This window comes from Anaerococcus marasmi, from assembly GCF_900290195.1.
GTDB lineage: Bacteria > Bacillota > Clostridia > Tissierellales > Peptoniphilaceae > Anaerococcus > Anaerococcus marasmi.
The window spans coordinates 201,651-222,031 of the sequence record NZ_OLMF01000004.1 but is presented as its reverse complement, the minus strand read 5'-3'; the positions used below and the strand labels follow the sequence as shown (position 1 = coordinate 222,031).

Annotated in this window: 19 protein-coding genes and 2 pseudogenes; 4 read left to right on the top strand and 17 right to left on the bottom strand. The window is 29.3% G+C overall.

Going from position 1 to position 20,381, the window contains the following annotated elements; all coding sequences use genetic code 11:
• Positions 1-412: 412 nt before the first annotated feature.
• Positions 413-1,263, bottom strand: a pseudogene (locus C7D97_RS10680) (IS256 family transposase); the annotation flags it as partial.
• Positions 1,264-1,753: 490 nt separating this feature from the next.
• Between C7D97_RS10680 and C7D97_RS01225 the strand changes: the two are divergent.
• Together C7D97_RS01225 and C7D97_RS01220 are read left to right on the top strand one after the other, a co-directional pair.
• Entirely contained in the window at positions 1,754-2,101 is a 348-nt protein-coding gene (locus C7D97_RS01225; protein ID WP_105300334.1) for a DUF3784 domain-containing protein, read from the top strand.
• 516 nt (positions 2,102-2,617) lie between these two features.
• Complete coding sequence (locus C7D97_RS01220; protein WP_105300333.1) at positions 2,618-3,292, top strand: DNA alkylation repair protein; 675 nt, start codon at positions 2,618-2,620, stop codon at positions 3,290-3,292.
• Between the two features lie 474 nt (positions 3,293-3,766).
• Here the strand turns inward: C7D97_RS01220 and C7D97_RS01215 are convergent, their stop codons facing one another.
• The 8 genes from C7D97_RS01215 to C7D97_RS10675 form a co-directional block, all read right to left on the bottom strand.
• A complete protein-coding gene (locus tag C7D97_RS01215) occupies positions 3,767-4,540 on the bottom strand; it encodes an ABC transporter permease (RefSeq protein WP_105300332.1) in 774 nt (257 codons plus the stop codon).
• 2 nt (positions 4,541-4,542) lie between these two features.
• On the bottom strand, positions 4,543-5,328 hold the full coding sequence (locus tag C7D97_RS01210; protein WP_105300331.1) for an ABC transporter permease: 786 nt from the start codon (positions 5,326-5,328) through the stop codon (positions 4,543-4,545).
• Positions 5,321-6,244 carry an ABC transporter ATP-binding protein gene (locus C7D97_RS01205; protein ID WP_105300330.1) on the bottom strand — a complete coding sequence of 308 codons (924 nt, stop codon included), beginning with the start codon at positions 6,242-6,244 and terminating at the stop codon, positions 5,321-5,323. Before C7D97_RS01205 ends, C7D97_RS01210 begins: the two co-directional genes overlap by 8 nt.
• A gap of 119 nt (positions 6,245-6,363) precedes the next feature.
• Positions 6,364-7,296 carry a sensor histidine kinase gene (locus tag C7D97_RS01200; protein WP_240308873.1) on the bottom strand — a complete coding sequence of 311 codons (933 nt, stop codon included), beginning with the start codon at positions 7,294-7,296 and terminating at the stop codon, positions 6,364-6,366.
• Between the two features lie 3 nt (positions 7,297-7,299).
• Positions 7,300-7,992 carry a response regulator transcription factor gene (locus C7D97_RS01195; RefSeq protein WP_105300329.1) on the bottom strand — a complete coding sequence of 231 codons (693 nt, stop codon included), beginning with the start codon at positions 7,990-7,992 and terminating at the stop codon, positions 7,300-7,302.
• A 1,208-nt stretch (positions 7,993-9,200) separates the two neighbouring features.
• On the bottom strand, positions 9,201-9,875 hold the full coding sequence (locus C7D97_RS01185; RefSeq protein WP_105300328.1) for a DNA alkylation repair protein: 675 nt from the start codon (positions 9,873-9,875) through the stop codon (positions 9,201-9,203).
• 138 nt (positions 9,876-10,013) lie between these two features.
• Positions 10,014-11,156 carry an AlbA family DNA-binding domain-containing protein gene (locus C7D97_RS01180; protein ID WP_105300327.1) on the bottom strand — a complete coding sequence of 381 codons (1,143 nt, stop codon included), beginning with the start codon at positions 11,154-11,156 and terminating at the stop codon, positions 10,014-10,016.
• Positions 11,157-11,366: 210 nt separating this feature from the next.
• Positions 11,367-11,534: a hypothetical protein gene (locus tag C7D97_RS10675; RefSeq protein WP_240308872.1), complete on the bottom strand. Its 168-nt coding sequence runs from the start codon at positions 11,532-11,534 to the stop codon at positions 11,367-11,369.
• Between the two features lie 25 nt (positions 11,535-11,559).
• Here C7D97_RS10675 and mobC point away from each other — a divergent pair.
• Positions 11,560-11,736 (top strand): annotated as a pseudogene (mobC, locus tag C7D97_RS01170) (plasmid mobilization relaxosome protein MobC); the annotation flags it as partial.
• A gap of 1 nt (position 11,737) precedes the next feature.
• The gene (locus C7D97_RS01165) at positions 11,738-13,069 is read left to right on the top strand and encodes a relaxase/mobilization nuclease domain-containing protein (protein ID WP_105300326.1); all 1,332 of its coding nucleotides are present in this window, start codon (positions 11,738-11,740) and stop codon (positions 13,067-13,069) included.
• Between the two features lie 146 nt (positions 13,070-13,215).
• Here the strand turns inward: C7D97_RS01165 and C7D97_RS01160 are convergent, their stop codons facing one another.
• The 8 genes from C7D97_RS01160 to C7D97_RS01130 form a co-directional block, all read right to left on the bottom strand.
• Positions 13,216-13,737 (bottom strand): VanZ family protein, encoded by a 522-nt coding sequence (locus C7D97_RS01160; protein ID WP_105300325.1) that lies wholly within the window; start codon positions 13,735-13,737, stop codon positions 13,216-13,218.
• A gap of 27 nt (positions 13,738-13,764) precedes the next feature.
• Entirely contained in the window at positions 13,765-14,400 is a 636-nt protein-coding gene (locus tag C7D97_RS10670; RefSeq protein WP_240308911.1) for an ATP-binding cassette domain-containing protein, read from the bottom strand.
• A 95-nt stretch (positions 14,401-14,495) separates the two neighbouring features.
• Positions 14,496-14,906, bottom strand: a complete 411-nt coding sequence (locus C7D97_RS10665; RefSeq protein ID WP_236587200.1) for an ABC transporter transmembrane domain-containing protein — start codon at positions 14,904-14,906, stop codon at positions 14,496-14,498.
• A 30-nt stretch (positions 14,907-14,936) separates the two neighbouring features.
• Positions 14,937-16,166: an ABC transporter permease gene (locus C7D97_RS01150; RefSeq protein ID WP_004827278.1), complete on the bottom strand. Its 1,230-nt coding sequence runs from the start codon at positions 16,164-16,166 to the stop codon at positions 14,937-14,939.
• 169 nt (positions 16,167-16,335) lie between these two features.
• Positions 16,336-16,626 (bottom strand): hypothetical protein, encoded by a 291-nt coding sequence (locus tag C7D97_RS01145; RefSeq protein ID WP_004818854.1) that lies wholly within the window; start codon positions 16,624-16,626, stop codon positions 16,336-16,338.
• Positions 16,592-17,866, bottom strand: coding sequence for an ABC transporter permease (locus tag C7D97_RS01140; protein WP_004818871.1), 1,275 nt, complete (start codon positions 17,864-17,866; stop codon positions 16,592-16,594). The genes C7D97_RS01145 and C7D97_RS01140 overlap by 35 nt, the downstream gene beginning before the upstream one ends.
• A 1-nt stretch (position 17,867) precedes the next feature.
• Positions 17,868-18,755, bottom strand: coding sequence for an ABC transporter ATP-binding protein (locus C7D97_RS01135; protein ID WP_004818904.1), 888 nt, complete (start codon positions 18,753-18,755; stop codon positions 17,868-17,870).
• Positions 18,756-19,097: 342 nt separating this feature from the next.
• The gene (locus tag C7D97_RS01130) at positions 19,098-20,315 is read right to left on the bottom strand and encodes a tyrosine-type recombinase/integrase (protein WP_050255545.1); all 1,218 of its coding nucleotides are present in this window, start codon (positions 20,313-20,315) and stop codon (positions 19,098-19,100) included.
• Positions 20,316-20,381: the final 66 nt, after the last annotated feature.

Sequence of the window (20,381 nt, the reverse complement as noted above, 5' to 3'; positions counted from 1 at the left end):
AAATACACCTAATTTTATTATAACCCTATTACCAATATAAGTAAAAACAGAACCTTCACGGATCCGCTATTTGTCAATATAAATTTCAATCTCTGACTTGAATGTTACCTTTAATTTCTCCTCGTAAATTACTATCTTATCTACGAGTTTCCTTACTAAGTCTCCATCGTATCTCTCTATCTCAAATTCCTGATCTTCTAAAAATTCTTCTAATTCCTATAACCTGCTTTGTTCATTCTTATCTTCCGCCATTTCAAGGAGTATCTTTTCTTTTTCGTTCTTTAATTCTTCCATCCTTTTTGCAAGGTCAGTATAGTCTTCCAGCCAACATCATTATATAAGTTTTTAATTTCATTCACATTAAATTAGTCAAGTCCATAATATTGTGTAAAATATACTAGCACAATATTTACTATTTCATTCTAATATATATTTTAGAAGATGTTAGAAGGTTCCTATTGATATCTATGAGGATTGCGCCTATTAGACGCATGGCTGAATCTTCATTAGGAAATATTCTAACGACTTTTTCTCGTCTTCTAACTTCTTGATTTAATCTTTCTATGCTATTTGTTGATTTAAGTCTGCTATGAATTACATCGTTAGCTAGATATGCAAAAGTATCTTCAAATCCTTCATCTAAGGTGTTTAAAGAGTTTTGAAATTTCTTTTCATTTTCGTATTTTAAGAATATTTCATCTTTCAATTTTCTTGCCAAGTTTATATCTTGGATTTTAAATATTCAAAGAAGTTTGACTAGGAGTATTCACTCTCGCTAGAGCTTAAGTCTAAGCCTATGATTTCTCTATTTCCTTTTTCAGTTATTCCTATTGCAATATGACAAGCTTTTGATACTACCCTATTGTTTTCTCTTACTTTTATGTATACAACATCTACAATTAGATAAGGATATTTTATCGTACTTAGGTCGCTATTTCTCCATAGTTTTACTTCTTCGTCAAGTTCTTTAGTTAGGGATGATACAAAGGATTTAGAATATGTTTTGCCGCACATATTTTCTATTACTTTGGATACTTTTCTTGTTGATACTCCTTGGACATACATTTCTAGCATTGTTGTAAGTAGAGCTTTTTCATTCCTTTGATACCTTTCAAAAAGCTCTGCCCTGAATTTACCGTCTCTTGTTCTAGGCACTCTTAGGGTTAGAGTACCTATTTTTGTTGTATAATCACGTTCATAGTAGCCATTACGATAGCTAGTCCTATTAGAATCCCTTTTATAGGCTTTGTTATTTAAATATTGCAAATGTCAACCGAAAAATGGTCCACAGTTATTATCGAAAAGTATCAAATAAAGATTGCACTAATGATTAGCAGAAATGACAATAAAATTAGTGAATTCAATAACATTCGACTGTTTCAAAGAATTTTCAAATTGGAAAAATATATGCAATAAACGTGATACATTAATATTCTTCACATATTTCTGATGTATAAGTCAAAGAGTATTGAACGAAAATTCAATTGACCTATCAAAAGATTAGCAAAATAAACTGATTTAGGCTAATCAAGGAAAAGGATATTGTATATGTAGCTAGCTATAGAATCATTACCCTAGGGAAATCCTTAAACTATTAAAGAACCTTATAAAAATTTATTATTTAGTACATTCTGTCTAGGTTAATTTGACAATCGAAAAGATTTATATATGATGTAGTATAATTTTTCAAACTAGCTAGGTATAATAATTAAAAGAAAATAATTTTTTAATTTTGAAGGAGAGTGAGTTACATATGAATTTAGCAGATCCCGATGATATTATCGTTAAAATAGTTTTATTGATTCCTATTATTTTAACATTGTTTACTTCATACCTGATAGATAAAACTAATGGAAATATTATAGCTGGATTTAATACTATGGAAGATGAAAAGAAGGAACAATTAATAAGAAAAGGATATCTAGCTAAAGTCAAAAAAATGACTTATGTAATGGTTTTACCTTTAATAATTGCCTTTTTGTCTAGTTTTATTGTTAAGGATATTAAGCTTTTTAATGACATTCTTATTGGTACATGGGGGTTGTTTGGCTTAATTACGATTTTAGGAATTGTAGTTGTAAATTATTCTATAAGAAAATAAAAAATTCCTACCCCTAGAAGTAGGATAGGATAAGAAATACCAGAGCTAGTATAGTCCTAACTCTGGTATTATGTCCAATTTTGTGGGGTCACCTTAAGCTACTCTTGTAGAAAGTATAAAATGGGCTAATTATATTTTTCTTTGTGTCTCCTCATATCAGTTGCAGTACTACTCTTACGTTCATGTAGTTTTTTTTGAGTCTTTTTGACGTATCCTTCTTCATCTTTATCGAAGACAAAATGCTTATAAACTAAATAAAATGCAGGATTTCTAAATTTACATCTTTTGTATCAACGCTACACTCTCCACATACGTTGAAGCCCTAACCCTATTGGTACGAGATTCACACAGCGAATCGAAGTAGCGACAGAGGTAGGTCTCATGCCAAAAATCTCCAAGAAAAGCGACTAATAAGGGAGCTTAGATTGGCAAGATTTGACGGCTGAGACTGTGTGGCGTTAATGACAAAGATTCATAGTAGAGCGACAAATTAGAATTATAGGGAGAGTGAAAGAAGTGAACATTAAAGAAGAATTATTGGCATTGCAGGATATTTCATATGCTGATTTTCAAGCGAAATTGACACCAAATATTCCGAGGGACCTATTTATAGGGGTTAGAGTTCCAGAGGCTAGAAAGCTTGCTAAAAGAATTATAGGGGAGCCGGAAACATCTAAATTTCTAAGAGATTTACCCCATAAATATTATGATGAAAATATGCTGCATGGACTCCTAATTTCTGAAATGAAAGACTATGATGACTGTATTGAGGCAGTCGATGAATTTCTGCTTTATGTTGATAATTGGGCTGTTTGTGATATTATGTCTCCAAAGATTTTCAAAAAAAATAAAAAAGCGCTTTTGGAAAAAATTAAAGAAAGGTCCAAATCGGAAGAAGAATATACTTGCCGTTTTGGTCTTGAGATGTTGATGTCTCACTTTCTTGATGATGACTTTAAACCTGAGTATTTGGAGATACCTCTTTCTGTTAATAACGATCAGTATTACGTTAAGATGATGATTGCATGGTTCTTTGCAACGGCTTTGGCAAAAGAGTGGGATATGGCCATAAAATACATTGAAGATCAGCGCCTAGACACATGGACTCATAATAAGGCAATACAGAAAGCACGTGAAAGTAAGCGCATTACACCGAAACAAAAAGAATATTTAAAGTCACTTAAAGTATGATGTAATTTAGTTAATATTGGACTTTAACTTACACCTCCTAGGACATATTTTTTGCATTTTCTACCATGCAAAGAGTGTTAAAATCAACCTTTCGATGTATGCTATCATAAGGTTAGTCTTAATAAATATTAAAATTGTTGTGTGTTCGACAAGAAAACAGGAAATTGAAGTTTTTCTGGTAAAGTAAGATGATAAAAGTTTCAAAATTTATCCATACTGACCACTAAAGCTAGCTTGAGTGGTGAGTATGGATAAAATTTAATTTTTCTAAAAAGCCTCGTATGTGGGAATATGTTAATAAATACGCATCTTATAATACATTATATCATTTTAGAGTAAAGATAAAACAGCCCTACAAAAGAGCTGTCTATATTTATTGTCTAATATAGAATTTGAAAATATCAATAACCTTTACTCACATGGTTTCTTTATATCTATCTTTTTTTAAAACAATAACTATTACTTTTCACTAGATCACCATCCTTTCTTTAATGTTTGTTTCTTCTTTTCTCTTTTACTCCATTCACCTTCTTTAGAATTGATCAATAGAATAGTTGATAAAATTATTATCGCTACTAAACTAATAATACAAATACTCTTATTCCAATTAACTGCACTATCATAGCTTCGATAATTTATTAATCCAAGACTTGCGGTAATAGGATACATATTTGCCAAAGTCATACTAGCTACTGCAAACATTCCTCCATAACCATATACGAAAGATAGAATAGCTCCTATCATATAACCATTAGACAATCTACTAGTTAAAATAATAACTGGTAATACTGCTATATATAAAAATAGGCAATTTAATGTAATCTGTATTAATGCTTGTCCTACTAGTTGCATAGAAAAGCCTGGAAATTTAACTAAAATTTCTGCAATTACTGTAAACAATGTACAAACAATACCTAAAAAAATAGCAATTAAGCCACAAACTAATAGTTTTCCAAATAACAATTTTCGATAAGAAATGGGAACTACTTTTATATTTTTTAATGTATCGTCTTTTTGCTCTCTTGCTATAATATATCCTGCAATTAACGTAATACACATAGGAAAAATAGTGGACATATTATTCTTAATTACTTGTTCCATCAAATAAGTAAAGTCCCATGTAGAGCCATCATTTGCCATTGATGTGAACAATGTCAATACAACCGAAAGAAGCATTAGTATAATTCCTGCCCATATAATATTGTATCTTTTTAGTTTTATTAATTCAGCTTTTAGAATACGACGCATCTCTATTCCCCCCTCTTCTTATATATATAATCTATAAGTATAAATGATAGTATTGCTGTAATACTTAAAATCAAAACTACTTGAGATGTTGAAGGGATTAAGCCTGTTAAATCTTCCAAGTTCATCTTGATTCCATGTGCTGCCATATCTCCCGCACCCCAGAATGTAGTTAAAGGAGTAGGAAGAGTCCACAAAGTCATCTTTGGTAAAGTATCATATAAAGCTGTAGCACTCATATTTAGTACACTGTAAAAAATACAAATCAAAACAGAAAATATATAACTTTTACTGAAAAATACTATTAGTACAATAAGGGGTAATGTTCCAGCTGTAATAAAAATTCCTGTTTCAAGTGCTAACAACAGTTTATATCCAATACCGTATATTTCTGTAGTAAAACTTCCACATATAATTGTCGCAAAGATAGATGCAACACAAAAAACTGCTCCAAAAATAAATAATACAATAATTTTAGCAAGTATCATTTGTGTGCTTGTTATGGGAATTGTCCTTAAATTTTTAAATGTATCATTATCTCTTTCCATAAAAAATAAAATGGCAGCTATTACACCTATAATACAAGGTAACAAAAATTGTACTCCATATCCTAAAACCATATTAAATAGTCCATCAAAAGCATCTTTTTTATCAGCATATTGTTCTAGCATATTGGGCGTAGTCATTAAATAAGTTAAAGGAACTGGAAATAAAAAAGCTGATATAACCACAAATAAAATGAACTTTTTCCTTTTTAATTTCCAAAACTCACACTTAATCAAATCAAGCAATTCCTTCACCCCCTGTCACACGCTTGAAGTAGTCTTCAAGGTTTTCTTCATATGTGTGTGCTTCCGATACTTCAATATCATTTTTCACAAATGAAGTTATTATCTTTTCAATAGGTACTTCAAGATTATATAATCTTAATTTATTATTATTTTCAATATCAAACTGTGTTTCTCCAAATGCTTGCTCTAAAATTCTTGCTGCTTGTGGTGCATCAGAAACAATGAAACGTGTATGCTTATTACTCCTTTTTTCTAAATCTTCAAGACTAGATTCTTCTAATAATATGCCTTTGTCGATAATTCCTACATCATCTGCTAAAAGTTGTATTTCAGATAATATATGACTTGATATTAATATTGTTTTTCCTCTTTTTTTACAAAGATCTAGAATAAATGAACGTATTTCTGCAATACCAATTGGATCTAAGCCATTAATGGGCTCATCAAGTATTAGGATTTCTGGATCATGCATAATTGCAAGAGCAATTGCAAGCCTTTGTTTCATTCCCAAGGAATACTCGGAAAATAGTTTTTTATCATTATATGGTAGCCCTACTAAATCCAACGAATCCTTAATAGCATTACGATTTGTCACGCCTCTTAGTGTCTCAAAAATACGCAAGTTTTCCGTAGCGGTTAAATTAGGATAAAACCCTGGTGATTCAATCAAACTTCCTATTCGTGGAAGAGTCTTTTTTTCATTTCCTTTAAGTGGTTTTCCAAAAACATAAACATTTCCACTAGACGGTTCAGTTAAAGATAAAAGCATCTTCATTGTTGTAGTTTTCCCTGCACCATTTCTCCCTAAAAGTCCATATATTCTTCCTTTTTTGACATGGATGTTTAGATTATCAACACTTTTTTGTTCTCCATAAATTTTTGTAAGATTCTTAGTTTCTATAATGTAATTGCTCATGAAATCTACCTCCTTTTATTTATAATTACATTATAAATCATCATCCTTGCATTAACCTTATATTAACCTTGCATTAACCTTGCAATAAAAAAGTCCTTGTAAAAACAAGAACTAAAATATTATTTATATCTATTCGGTGTAATATTAAATTGAATTATGAAATTTGTAAATTCTCCTTCTTTACTTTCTACTGTTATTTCTCCTTGCATAACTTCAATCATTTGCTTTACAATAGCAAGTCCAAGTCCACTTCCTTTTCTGCTTCTTCCTGCATCGCATTTATAGAGTCGATCAAAAATATATGGTAAATTAGTTTCAGAAATACCTATTCCATTATCTTTTATAGAAATGAATACTCGCTTATCATTGTTAGAAATACTAATGTATAGCTTAGAAGCTTTACTGTGACTTATTACATTTTGTAGTAGATTATTTATTATCCTCTCATACTTATCTCTATCAATTTTTATAAAAATTGGTCTTTCAGGCATATCTATTTCAAAATCAATATCATTTTCTTCTAGTATAGGAATCCAATCTCTTAAAATACGCCTCGTTAATTCATTTATTTCTATTTTTTCTATTAATAAATCAATTTCACTAGATTGTAATTTAAACCATTCAAAAAGTATATCTATGTACTCTTTCAAGTCATAAGCTTTAGACCTAGCAATTTGAAAATAATCTTCTCTTTCTTTTCCATTTACAACTCCTTTATCAATAGCATCTAAGTAACCTATCAAAGTTGTAAGTGGTGTTCTCAAATCATGTGAAAGACTAGTCATTAATTCTTTATTTGCCTCACTATCTATCTTTAAATCTGATATTTCTTTTTCTAGCTGGTATACTATAGCATTAATCTTATAAGCAATATCAGACGTGATTTCATCATTAGAGGCAAGTATCTTATGACCTACTTCACCTGAAAGCATATCTGTTAAAATGAAATCCATATTTTTTATTTGTCTTTTTACTTTTTTATTTTTATTGTACTGGATTATATTAAAAACTATGGAGAGAAAAATTAAAATTATTAATACTTTATTAATCACACTTTAAACCTCCTCATTGAAACGATACCCTACACCCTTAACTGTTTGAATATAAACAGGTAAACTTGTATCTTTTTCTATCTTTTTTCTTATTCGGCTTATTATTGCCATAATATTGCTATCATCATAGATATAATCCTCATCCCATACTTCTTCATAAATCATTTGTTTAGTGAGTATTTTTCCTTGGTTTCTTATTAGATAAATTAGAACATCATATTCCTTAGGCGGCAATTCAAAAGTTCCTAGGTTTGTTTTTACTGTTCGATTATTTGTATCTACTTCTAAACCTTTAAAAGACAATACTGACTTACCTCTTGTTCCATCGTAGAAATGTACATATCTTCTTAGCAAAGAACCAACTCGAGCAATCAACTCATCCATATCAAAAGGTTTTGTAAGATAATCATCTGCTCCTGATTTTAGTCCAATAACTTTTGATTTAGTATTGTTTTTTGCTGTTAACATTAGTATCGGAACATCACTTGATTCTCTGATTCTTTCCAATGTTTCGAAACCATCTAATCCAGGCATCATAACATCAAGTATTATAGTTTGATAGTCAAATTTCTTCAATTTTTTTAAGGCAGAAGTTCCTGAGTAGCAATAGTCTGCATCTATCCCCTCATGAATCAAACTTTGTTTTATAAGATTGCACAACTCTTTATCATCATCTACAATCAAAGTTTTAAACATTTTATTGCACCTTTCATTTTTTATAGTCTATTCATAGCTTATTATATCATTTCTTCTTCAAACTTTTAAAATAATCATAATAAATTTAATTTACGCATTGATATCAATTTCAATTCCAGACTTGAATATTAACTTTAATTTCTCCTCATAAATTACTATCTTATCTATTAGTTTTATTACTAAATATTCATCATAGCTTTCTATATCTAATTCTTGATTGTCTAAAAACTCTTTTAATTCTATTAGTCTACTTTGTTAATTCTTCTCTTCCGACACATTCAGGAGTATCTTTTCTTTTTAATTTCTTAAATATTCCACCCTGTTTGCAAGATCTGTGTAGTCTTTCTTGGCATTAGCTACTTTTAATAGCTCTTCTTGAACCTCCAGCATTTCTTTGTCTATTTTCTTAGAATAAATTTCATTTACTAAATACTTTTTATTGGTTAAGATTCTTTTTACACTTGAGCTGTTTTCTTTAAGCCTGCAAAGTCTGCCGACTTTATAAGGTCGTTGCCAGCAAGATAGTATTTAAAGATTTTCTTATATTTTCCGCTTCTTTCTCTTGAACTTCTAATCTTCCATCTCTTATGATATAACCATAACATAGTCTAGACTGTAAATGTCAACCGAAAAATGATCCACCATTATTACCGAAAAGTGATCCACATATAAAAAAAATTGACCACATTCTTCCTTTCCCCTTGGGGATATGCGAAAAAGCAGGATTTCTAAATTTACATCTTTTGTATTAACGCTATGGTCTACTCATAGCTTGAGTGGTCAATATGAATAAATTTTGAAACTTTTCAAAAGCCTCGTATGTGGGGATATTTCCATAACGAATAAGCTAAGCTATTCATTATAAGTCTAAACTTTCCTTGTTTAACAAATTGTTTAGCAAATTTGGAACTTAATCTAAGTATATTATGAAGAATAAGGTCATATAATTCAAATCTATTTAGAAATAATTCCATATCGGACATATTTTTAAATTAGCGTTTTAACATTCCCGTTACCATCTTACTTTACCAGCAAAACTTCAATTCCCTGTTTTCTTGTCGAACACACAACAATTTTAATATTTATTTAGACCAACCTGATGATAGCATACATCGAAAAGTTGATTTTAACACTCCTTGCATGGTATAAAATGCAAAAAAATATGTCCTAGGAGGTGTAATCTAAAGTTCAATATCAACTAAATTTCGTCATCCTTTAAGTGACTTTAAATATTCTTTTTGTTTCGGTGTAATGCGCTTACTTTCACGTGCTTTCTGTATTGTCTTGTTGTGAGTCCATGTGTCTAGGCGCTGATCTTCAATGTATTTTATGGCCATATCCCACTCTTTCGCCAAAGCCGTTGCAAAGAACCATGCAATCATCATCTTAACGTAATACTGATCGTTATTAACAGAAAGAGGTATCTCCAAATACTCAGGTTTAAAGTCATCATCAAGAAAGTGAGACATTAACATCTCAAGACCAAAACGGCAAGTATATTCTTCTTCCGATTTGGACCATTCTTTAATTTTTTCCAAAAGAGCTTTTTTATTTTTTTTGAAAATCTTTGGAGACATAATATCGCAAACAGCCCAATTATCTACATAAGGCAGAAATTCATCGACTGCCTCAATACAGGCATCATAGTCTTTCATTTCAGAAATTAGGAGTCCGTGAAGCATATTTTCATCATAATATTTATGGGGTAAATCTCTTAGAAATTTAGATGTTTCCGGCTCCCCTATAATTCTTTTAGCAAGCTTCCTAGCCTCCGGAACTCTAACCCCTATAAATAGGTCTCTCGGAATATTTGGTGTCAATTTCGCTTGAAAATCAGCGTATGAAATATCCTGCAATGCCAATAATTCTTCTTTGATGTTCACTTCTTTTACTCTCCATATAATTCTAATTTGTCGCTCTACTATGAATCTTTTTCATCAATGCTATAGTCTCCAAGTGGCTTGAGTGGTAAGTATGGACCAAATTTGATATTTTCCCAAGTCTCGTATGTGGGAACATATTTATTCTAAACTATATCTGAATTCTTTTAACATTTTATTTAAAACTAATGCATTTTCATATTCTTCAACAAATGCCCCCTCTTTGTATTGAGGGAAATTCGGAATATATGGAATATTTACATTATTTAAATATCCATCTCTTTTGTACCAATTTTTCTTAACATATTCCTTAAATATCATTCTCTCATTTTCCGATTCAAATAATAGAAGAACACCAAATAGTCTGGTTCTTGCATACTCACTACTGATTTCTTGCTGATAAAAAAACTCATTTAACTTATATAAAAAACTTCCTTTTGTGAAATAGCAATAAGATACGTCTTCACTTTCATTATCATTTATTTGTATAAAATCAACTTTTGGACTAGGCGTAACATAACGTCCACCGTCTAAAGAGTTTCCTACAATACTAGTTAACAATGTTTGATGGTAATAAAAATTAATATCTATCCAGCTGGGTGTTTGATCATATTGTGAAAACAAATAGTACTCAATTCCATCCTTCATATCGTTAAAATCATAATTGATTGTAAACTCAGGAAAATATTTATAATATTTTTGCATCTCTCCATAAGGTCCATCAACCCAGTTTTCATAATCTTCTAAATATATCTCCAATCTACTTATAGCAGATTGTGTTAGTCCAAATCGTTTTTTCCACAAATATTCAACTTTATCTAAATCTGCTGATCTATCTATAGGCGTGTTAGTATCTTGAATTCTCGTGTAAATATGATTTGCTCTAATTCCCTGAAAGTTATCTGTCAAATAATATGGTGTATTATTGTCATTCAATATCACAATTACATCAATTGTTTTACCTGATATTTGATAGCTTTTTACATATACCGTTGGCCTTAAACCACCCGCAAATTTCTTGTCTTTTAGAAAATCAACTATGTTTTGAGTATTTTTTCTTCCATTGTCTTCACTTACATCTCTAAGATTATAATTATCCTCTTCGTTGACACCTATTATTATATAAGAATCTCTATTATCTAAATTATTAGACATGCAAATAATATCATGAAGTAAGTCTTGCTTTCCTTTATTATCAGATTTATACCATTCTTTCTTAAAATCCCAGTACCCACCTTCTTGCCTAAGATTCATCAATTCCAATATTTCCTCTAGTTCAACCATATACCTTCTCCACCAATATTTATTATTTATATTATACCATTTGTAAGCAAAGCAAAAACAGCCCAATAATATGAGCTGTTTACTAGTCAATCTTAACTTTCAGGCCAGATTTAAATACCACTTTTAAGTTTTCATCATAAACTATAATCTTCTCTATAAGTTTCCTCACCAATTCTTCATCATAGCTGTCTATTTCTAATTCTTGATTGTCTAAAACTCTTCTAATTCCATTAGTCTGCTTTGTTCATTTTTCTCTTCTTCTATACTTAGGAGTATCTTTTCTTTCTCATTTCTTAATTCTTCCACTCTGTCTGCGAGGTCTGTATAGTCTTTTTTGGCATTAGCTACTTTTAAAAGTTCTTCTTGAACCTCCAGCATTTCTTTGTCTATTTTATCTATCTGCCTACTTTCAAATGCAACAAATAATATAAACCAGATTGCAAAAGCAACTAATACAACTGGTGTTATTTACAAAAATGAAATTGAAGCAATGAATAAAGAAATAGAAAAATTATCAAGAGAAATATGGCAGATCCATTCCCTACTTATAAATAAACCAAAAGAAAGTTCTGGTGATTAGTATGGCAATTACAAAAATACATCCTATAAAATCAACTCTAAACTTGGCAATAGATTATATTACTAAGAGTGAAAAAACTGATGAAAAAATCTTAGTATCTTCATTTAAATGTCATCCATCTACTGCCCATATTCAGTTTATAAAAACACGAGAAGACAATGATACTAAAGGAACAGTCTTAGCTAGACATTTAATTCAATCTTTTCTACCAGGAGAGGTCGATCCTACAAAAGCTCACGAAATTGGAATGGAATTATGTAAGAAAATTTTAAAAGAAGATTATGAATTTGTTCTTGCAACTCATATAGATAGAGGGCATATCCATAACCATATTATTTTTAATAATGTTAATTACAAGACTGGTAAATGCTACCAATCTAACAAAAAATCTTACCACAAAATCAGGTATCAAAGTGACGAATTATGTAAAGAAAATAAACCTTCAGTCATTGATGAATATTATGAAGCTTACAAAAGAAAATATAAAACTGCTGGTAAATCTTGGTACGAATGTGACCAAAACAAGAAAGGAAATTCTTGGAAGACTAAACTGCAATTTGATATAGATAGAATGATTAATAAGTCTAACTCGTGGGAAGAGTTTTTAGAAAATATGAAATCTCTTGATTATGAAATTAAGTTTGGTAAACACATTGCTTTTCGTCATAAAGATAAGCAAAGATTTACAAGATCGAAGACTATCGGAGAAGATTATACTGAGGAAAAAATCAAAGAAAGAATAGATTTAGCAATTAAAAATAAAGCTAATCCTATTAAAAAGCGTGTAGGAAATTTCATTGATATATCTACTAATGAAAAAGCTCAATCCTCTAAAGGTTATGAAGTTTGGGCAAGAAAGCACAATATCAAAACTATGGCTGATTCAATAATTAAACTTAGAGAACAAGGAATTAATTCAATCACTCAACTCGATGATCTAATCAAAAAATCTGCTGATGATAGACAAGACTTGTTAGATAAAATAAAGAAAATTGAAACTGAGATTAAGAGTTTATCTCAAGATATGGAAAATATAAATACTATAAATAAGTATCGTGAAATCTACAAATACCACAAGAAAAATCCTGAGGATAAGCAATTTGCAGAAGAATATTATAGTGAACTTTCCGTCTACAAAATAGCCGCTAAAGGAATCTTAGAAAGCTATAAAAAACTACCAAATACAAAAGAAATACTATCAAAGCTCGATAAATTGCAAGAAAAAAAGAACACCCTTATGCAAGAGTATTCTTTGAATAAAGAACAATTTTATGACCTTGTTCAGTATAGGAAAAACTATGAAAATTATTATGGGAAGGAAGTGGAGAGATAAAAAGCTATGAAAGAGTAAACGATAACTCTGTGTAATTGCATTAAAGGGTATTATAATATTTATTATTAAGTATAAGAATTTAAGAGTCAAGTCCATAATATTGTGTAAATTAAACTAGTACAATATTATGGACTTGACTAAATTTTTTAAATACCATTATATTTTAAAAAAACAATTAATACTAAACTTATAAAAATAGCACTAATAAAAGCTATCCAAAAAATAAATTTATCTACTTTAAACTTAGATTTAAATTTTTTTAAAGCTAAATTATATATTCCCACGCCCAATACACCGCCTAATGTATTATTAATTATATCAGTTATATCAAATATTCCAATTGACAATGCGTACTGTAAAAACTCTATAGCTAAACTAAAGAAAAATACAAAAAGAATACTTTTTAAATTGTTTTTACGAAATAAAATTGATCTAATCATAATTCCCAAAGGTAAAAATATGAGTATATTTGATACCATCTCATCAAAAATAACTTTAATATTAACTGTATTGTCATAATAAAATGGTAGTAAATTTATTTGTCGCTCAATCAATAAATTATTGATTGAAAATGTCATTTTAAATACTACAATAAAGATTACCCAAATTATATAGTATACAGTTACCACTTTCATCCCAACTGAAATATATTGATTTTTCAATTTCATAATTAATTCCCCTTCAATCTATTAAAGTCACTTAAATTCCTTATTATACATTAACTTATATCTATTACAGTTTTCAATTAAATCATCGTGACTCCCATCACCTACTATTTTTCCATTATCCATCACAATAATTCTATCAGAATTCATCGCACATCTTATCCTATGGGTGATATATATAATAATCTTATCATTCAAATTATTTAAAATATTATCAAATATGATTTTTTCAGAAATTATGTCTAATGACGAGCTTGGCTCATCAAATAACAATAGACTTGATTTTCTATACATAGTTCGTGCTATTGCAATTTTTTGCCATTGTCCGCCTGAAAGTTCCTGCCCATTTTCAAACCAATTACCTACTACTTTATTAATATTATATTTACCATCATTTTTTAAAAATTTTGCATCAGCACTATTTAATGCTGTTAGAATCGAAAAGTCGTCTTCATTTCTATCAATTTGCCCTAATATAATATTCTCTTTTATTGTCCCCTCATATTCCAAATAATCTTGAAATAATGAACTAATCTGTGTTCTATAAGATTCTATTTCAATATCATCAAATTTCATCCCATTAATTAAAAACACACCTGAATCTGGACTATACAATCCAGCTAAAATTTTTAGAAGTGTACTTTTTCCTGAACCATTTTCCCCAATTATTGCAATGGATTCTCCTTTTTTTATCTTTAAAGAAATGTCTTGCAGAGCTAAACTATTATCATCATAAGAAAAGTTTATATTAGATAACGATATTACATTAATGTAGCATCTTGCTCTATTCTGTTCAAAATATCGTAAGTTTTATTATCTTCAAGTTTTTTTAAAGGCAAATCAGCACATTTTCCCATTACTTTCCTCATGGAAGAATAGGTAACTTCATTACTTAACCTTTGTAAATAGTAGTTTTTAATATTATCTACTATTACAGATATAAATTGTAAAGATAAATATATAAGTATAAGTATTATAATATTATCAAATCTAGTGGAATGAATTTGAATTATATTAATTATTGTTTGTCCTAATTTAAGAACTAAAAACGGAAAAACACCACTTACAATTGACAATATTATAGTAATCGCAAAAGAATTTTTATCTACTTCATAAATCATCTTGAATGCTATTTTTATACATTCAAGATGATTTATTTTATCCTTACCCATATATTTATCCTCTACTTCCCATTAAAATATTTATTGCTCTATTTTGTTATATGATTTTATACTTAGCAATAAATACAGAGCAATATTAATTAAAGCCATTATTACTAGAAACTTTGGAATCCATAAAATTTTACCTGGCAACTTAACAAATTCAAATTTTTGATACTGTTCAATTAAGCTATTTTCTGCAGTACCTAATCCCATAGACGGCAAAAAATAAAATATTGATTTAAACAATTTTTTTCCATACAATAATGATGGAATAAAAAATAAAACACTCGATATGGCTGATGAAACCATAGAAACTTTTGAATTTATAGCGACAAATATTGACATCATTGAACTTGCAATAGTAAATAATATACTTAACAAAAATACACTTAATATAACTTTACCTATAGTTAAATTAGATATTGACAGTTGATTAAATAGTAACATTTGAAAAGATGAATCTAAACCATTAGTATAAAGATATTTAATAGTTCCATAATAAATAGATATATTTAATATCAAATAAAGCGATATAATACTTGCTAAGGCAAGTATCTTGCTGCAAATATATTTATTTCTTCCATTTCTAGTTGTTCTAAAAATTGAATCTAGGTAATTTTCTTTATCTTCGACAATGCATTGTGATGAAATCAATATACAAATTAGTGATAATACCGTTATAAAAATATTTACGAAAAATAGTATATCTTCACTAAAATATCCTCCATAATAAAATGGTTTATTTACCTCTTTATATTTTTCTAGAGCAAATTCTGTTATCTTGTCATTGTCATATTTCTGTTTTATGTCCCTTTCCAATGCATCATAACAACTTTGATAAAAATTTAAATCTTTTTCTGTATCAAGTTCGTTTACATCAAGTAAACTTCCAGATGTTGTAATTGTATATGGGTATGTTATTACTCTTAATATAGGATCAAATTTCGATATATTTTTTTTAGCATCCTCTGATAAGTTTTCTCTACTGTTTACATTTTCATTATTTAATATTTCTTTATAAGATTTTACTACTTTAGTTATTTTTTCTTCTGTCAAATAACCTTCAGAGGCTTTATTATCCTCATTAAAATGATCTATAGCCTCTTTTCCAAAATAGGTAATTGTATCACCAGAACTTATATCATCATATTGTACACTTCTATAAGTAATAAATGATATCAAAAAAGTAAAAAATAAACCCACGACCAAAAAAACTCTTACTGATTTTTTAGATAAAAATCTTTTTAGTTCCTGTAAATATATGTTCATAATCTATACCTCCCCTACAGCTTTGACAAAGCAAACTAGTCTTATTATTTATAATTAATATAGAAGCCCACAAAATATAGACTAAAATTTCTATATAGTGTGAGCCTCTATGATTCATCATTAATATGATGCTCTAAGAGTTTTTAAAGCGCGAACTCTGTTACCAGTTCTATATTCTCCTTATTTTATTTTTTTCATCCCACGATAAAATTGGATCATAATAATCTTTTAAAATCATTCTTTCTTCATAAGATTGTGGTCTTGTATATATACTTTCATGTGGTCCATAATCTATGGAAGATGTTAATATGTTTATATTCTTAGGCAACCAATCGCATTCATTTAAATAAACTTGTATCTTATCATACTTATCCTCATAATCAGGTCCTTCGATTACCATGTTTAAGGTAATGTTTTCTTTATTATTATATTTTTCTGCTTCTAGGGTTATTAAGTCCATAATTACCTCCAATTTTTGAATACATCATTACTACTAAACTTGGTAAAATAATAATATATATTACAGCTGATATCATTATAAGACTTGATGAACTCATCCAATTTCCAAAAACATTTACAAAATTAAAATCAGCTATTTGATTTTGTAATGAATTGAGTAGTCCTACTCCTGAAGATGGAAAAATATAGTTTATAGCACTAATCATACCAATAGGAGAAATTATTGTTGGAAATACTGCTAATAAAATTGATTTCATTATGGATTCAACTTTTCTTTTACTTAATACAGAAATAATTAGTGTAGCAAGAATGGTTGAAATCAATATGATACTATTACAAATAAGCATATATTTATTAAACTGTCCAAAGTTCCAATTATGCAAACTTAAAGCACTAAACATCATCTGAACAGAAGTCTTTTTATACTCTGTTCCAAAAGCATAGTCTAATATAGAGCCTTGTATGAAGTTTCCTAAGAGCAAAGTTAATACCGAAATCGTAAGTATTGCTAGGATTTTATAGATGGCAAACTTTCTTCTGCCATATTTAGTTGTTTTAAATATATAATCTAAATCATTCTCACTATCTGACGAGAATATTGTAGCTGCTACTACAACCATTAAAATTATTATTATCGTATTATAAAATCCTCTATAATCATTTGCATCTGTACTATAATATCCATAATATTCATATGGAGTCTTTATTTTACTCAGTGCTTTTTCAGATTTTTCTATAATTTGATTCTGAGCTTTATTAGGATATTCATTTTCAATTACTCTATTTAGATAATCAAATACTTTATTGTAAAAATATTTGGTATCATTGATATCTATGCTTAAAACTGGAGGAAGGTTATTACTTTGAGAATCAGTGAATACTTCATTTACTTTCTTACTTATATGTTCTATAGGCATAAGCTCCTTTGTATTAATTTCAGGTTTTAATTCAGACCTATCAGTAACATTATATTCTCTTAGTATTTCTCTATATTTTTTTGTGCCATTATAAATTAAATCTTCTGTTATCTTTCCTGAATAAGGCTCTTTAGCTTTTTTAATATATTCTATTGCTTCTTTTCCTTTTAAATTTTTTACTTTATCTCCTTCTCCATAGGTAATTTTTGTAAAATTAATTGGAGCTATGGAAAGCAATATAGCAAGTAGTAATGAAAACAATATTATAATTTGATTTGATCTTATTGATAAAATCCTCTTTATCTCATTTAAGTAAATTTTCATTTTAATTCACCTTAAAACTTCTATCTTCTGGAAAGACCCATAAATAGAAGTCTTCTAGATGAGCTTTTGTTAATTTAGAATTATTTAAAACATCATCTTTATCTGATATGTATCTAATGAGTACGTTTCCATCATCTTGTTGTTTTACATTAACAACATTCAATTGTGTTTCTTTTTCTGCATATTCTCTATTTGATATAGATGCTTCGTATACCTTATTCTTAATTTTAGATATCAGTTCATCAGTTGTTCCAGAATATACAAATTTACCATCTTTCATAATTAAATTTGATGTTGATATATATTCAATATCAGAGACTATATGAGTCGAAAGCAAAACTATTTTATTTTTTGATATTTCCGTGATAAAATTTCTTAATTTTATTCTCTCACCAGGATCAAGTCCTGCTGTTGGTTCATCTAAAATTAATATTTTAGGATCATTTAAAATAGCTTGACATATTCCTACTCTCCTTCTCATTCCTCCTGAAAGCTTTACTACTTTTTTGTACTTGACATCAGATAAGTTTAATACTTCTAGGAGTTTATCAATCATTTCTTCTGTTTTGCTCTTGTCTATACCTTTTAAAGCAGCTACATATTGTAAAAATGAATTTACAGTAAACTCTGGAGCACAAATAAATTCTTGAGGTAAAAACCCTAACAAATTCCTATATTCTTCTCCTAATTTGTTGATTCTTTCCCCATTATATAAAATTTCGCCTTGACTCGGTATACTAATTCCAGTGATCATTTTAATTAAAGTTGTTTTCCCAGCACCATTTGCACCTAAGAGTCCCCAAACACCTGGACATAACGTAGCTGATGCATTATCAACCGCTAATTTATCTTTAAATTTCTTACTTACATTTTTAATCTCTAATTCCACTAAACTACCTCCCTTATCTTTTATGCTTCCTTATTAAAAAGTAAAAAATACATCTTCATGTTAGTGATAAAAATTTTACTCCTCTATGATTTTATTTTAATTGATACAATAAAAAAGTGTTTTAATATTCTATTGATTAATTCTTAAGATTTCATTAATTTTTATATAAAACAAAGTATAAATTTCTAATTATCTTTTTATATTTTCTTAAATGCTCGTAAAGCCTTATTCTATGTGCTTTCGAGTATTTTTACTGTAGGAAGATACTTCACGTTTCTTTGCATATTTCCTCATGTCTTAGCTGTCAGAAGTGGTAAATAAGTAGTAAATTCATTTGTACTACTAAGCAACAAGACGCTCCTGTTGCTTCTCTTTATTCAAGCGTTTCATTTCTGCCATTGCAGAATCGAATGTTGCATGTGCGTAATAGTTCAGCGTCATGGCTATATTAGCATGTCCCATAATGTACTGTAATGCCTTTGGATTCATTCCTGCATTTGCATAGTTGGTACAGAATGTATGTCGCAAACTATGTGGAGTGATGTGTGGCAATTTATCCTCGTTATACTTATTGTATTTCTTAACAAGACCTTTCATCATGCCGTTGTAATCACTTGCCACTTTTGGATAGTTCTTTCTATTAAGAAAGAGGAAATCACTATATCCATCAATCTCAACACGCTTATCATTCTTTCGATTCGCTAACACTCGCTTAAATGCTTGATAGGCTTCTTCAACCATAGGAACTTGACGTTCACCACTTTTGGTCTTTGGTGTTTCAATGTAGTACCCAATTTCAGTATCTCTCAATAGCTGATGGTCTATATTGACAAGACGATTCTCAAAATCTAAATCTGGAAGTGTCAAACCACCAAACTCTGAAATACGAAGACCTGTTTTTAAGAGTATCAGAATTTCATCATAATTTTTGCTGTAGGTTTTATCAGCTTTCGCAAAGGCTAACAGTTTTTCTTCCTGTTCTCCTGTTAGTACGGTCTTAGGGACAGTATCATCATCAAGAACTGCATTCAGTTGAAAGTCAAATGGATTCTTCCGAACACAATCATCTTGTATCGCAATGTAGAATGAAGCCTTTAAAGAACGTTTATAGTTATTGATGGTTTGATAGGCATAACCATTTTCACTCATTCTAATCGCCCATTCTTTAGCGTCTGATGGTTTAATACTATCAATACTTCTTGCACCTAACTTGTCTTTCTTCAAAATATCCATAAGATATTTGCGTCCAGTTTCAGTATTTTTTCTAACCTTTGGTCTTTGAGCGTTCTGTTTTGCGTAAAGCTGGCAGAGTGTCATTTTCTTTCCTACAACATCAATACCATCATGAATGTCTTTCTGTAACTCTGCGATTTTCTCCCTAAGTGAGATACAATCACGCTTTCCTGCTGGTACTCTGTCTGTAGCCACAAGTTTCCACGAGTAAACAAATTGCGGTTCTCCAAATGAATCTGTATATTTGTATAAGTATCTTCCGTCTTTTCGTTGGCTCTCTCCAGTCTTTAAAATTCGACCTTTATTGTCACGTCTTTTTTCTGACATGGCATTTGCTCCTTTCCATTATGGAAAGAGCCCTGATACGACTTAATACTATTTTATCATATACAA

Excerpts from the sequence above, each read along its gene's own strand:
- C7D97_RS01225 (WP_105300334.1), top strand. The coding sequence starts at position 1,754 with ATGAATTTAGCAGATCCCGATGATATTATCGTTAAAATAGTTTTATTG.
- C7D97_RS01215 (WP_105300332.1), bottom strand. The coding sequence starts at position 4,540 with ATGCGTCGTATTCTAAAAGCTGAATTAATAAAACTAAAAAGATACAAT.
- C7D97_RS01205 (WP_105300330.1), bottom strand. The coding sequence starts at position 6,244 with ATGAGCAATTACATTATAGAAACTAAGAATCTTACAAAAATTTATGGA.
- C7D97_RS01195 (WP_105300329.1), bottom strand. The coding sequence starts at position 7,992 with ATGTTTAAAACTTTGATTGTAGATGATGATAAAGAGTTGTGCAATCTT.
- C7D97_RS01180 (WP_105300327.1), bottom strand. The coding sequence starts at position 11,156 with ATGGTTGAACTAGAGGAAATATTGGAATTGATGAATCTTAGGCAAGAA.
- C7D97_RS10675 (WP_240308872.1), bottom strand. The coding sequence starts at position 11,534 with ATGCTGGAGGTTCAAGAAGAACTTTTAAAAGTAGCTAATGCCAAAAAA.
- C7D97_RS01165 (WP_105300326.1), top strand. The coding sequence starts at position 11,738 with ATGGCAATTACAAAAATACATCCTATAAAATCAACTCTAAACTTGGCA.
- C7D97_RS01160 (WP_105300325.1), bottom strand. The coding sequence starts at position 13,737 with ATGAAATTGAAAAATCAATATATTTCAGTTGGGATGAAAGTGGTAACT.
- C7D97_RS10665 (WP_236587200.1), bottom strand. The coding sequence starts at position 14,906 with ATGGGTAAGGATAAAATAAATCATCTTGAATGTATAAAAATAGCATTC.
- C7D97_RS01150 (WP_004827278.1), bottom strand. The coding sequence starts at position 16,166 with ATGAACATATATTTACAGGAACTAAAAAGATTTTTATCTAAAAAATCA.
- C7D97_RS01145 (WP_004818854.1), bottom strand. The coding sequence starts at position 16,626 with ATGGACTTAATAACCCTAGAAGCAGAAAAATATAATAATAAAGAAAAC.
- C7D97_RS01140 (WP_004818871.1), bottom strand. The coding sequence starts at position 17,866 with ATGAAAATTTACTTAAATGAGATAAAGAGGATTTTATCAATAAGATCA.
- C7D97_RS01130 (WP_050255545.1), bottom strand. The coding sequence starts at position 20,315 with ATGTCAGAAAAAAGACGTGACAATAAAGGTCGAATTTTAAAGACTGGA.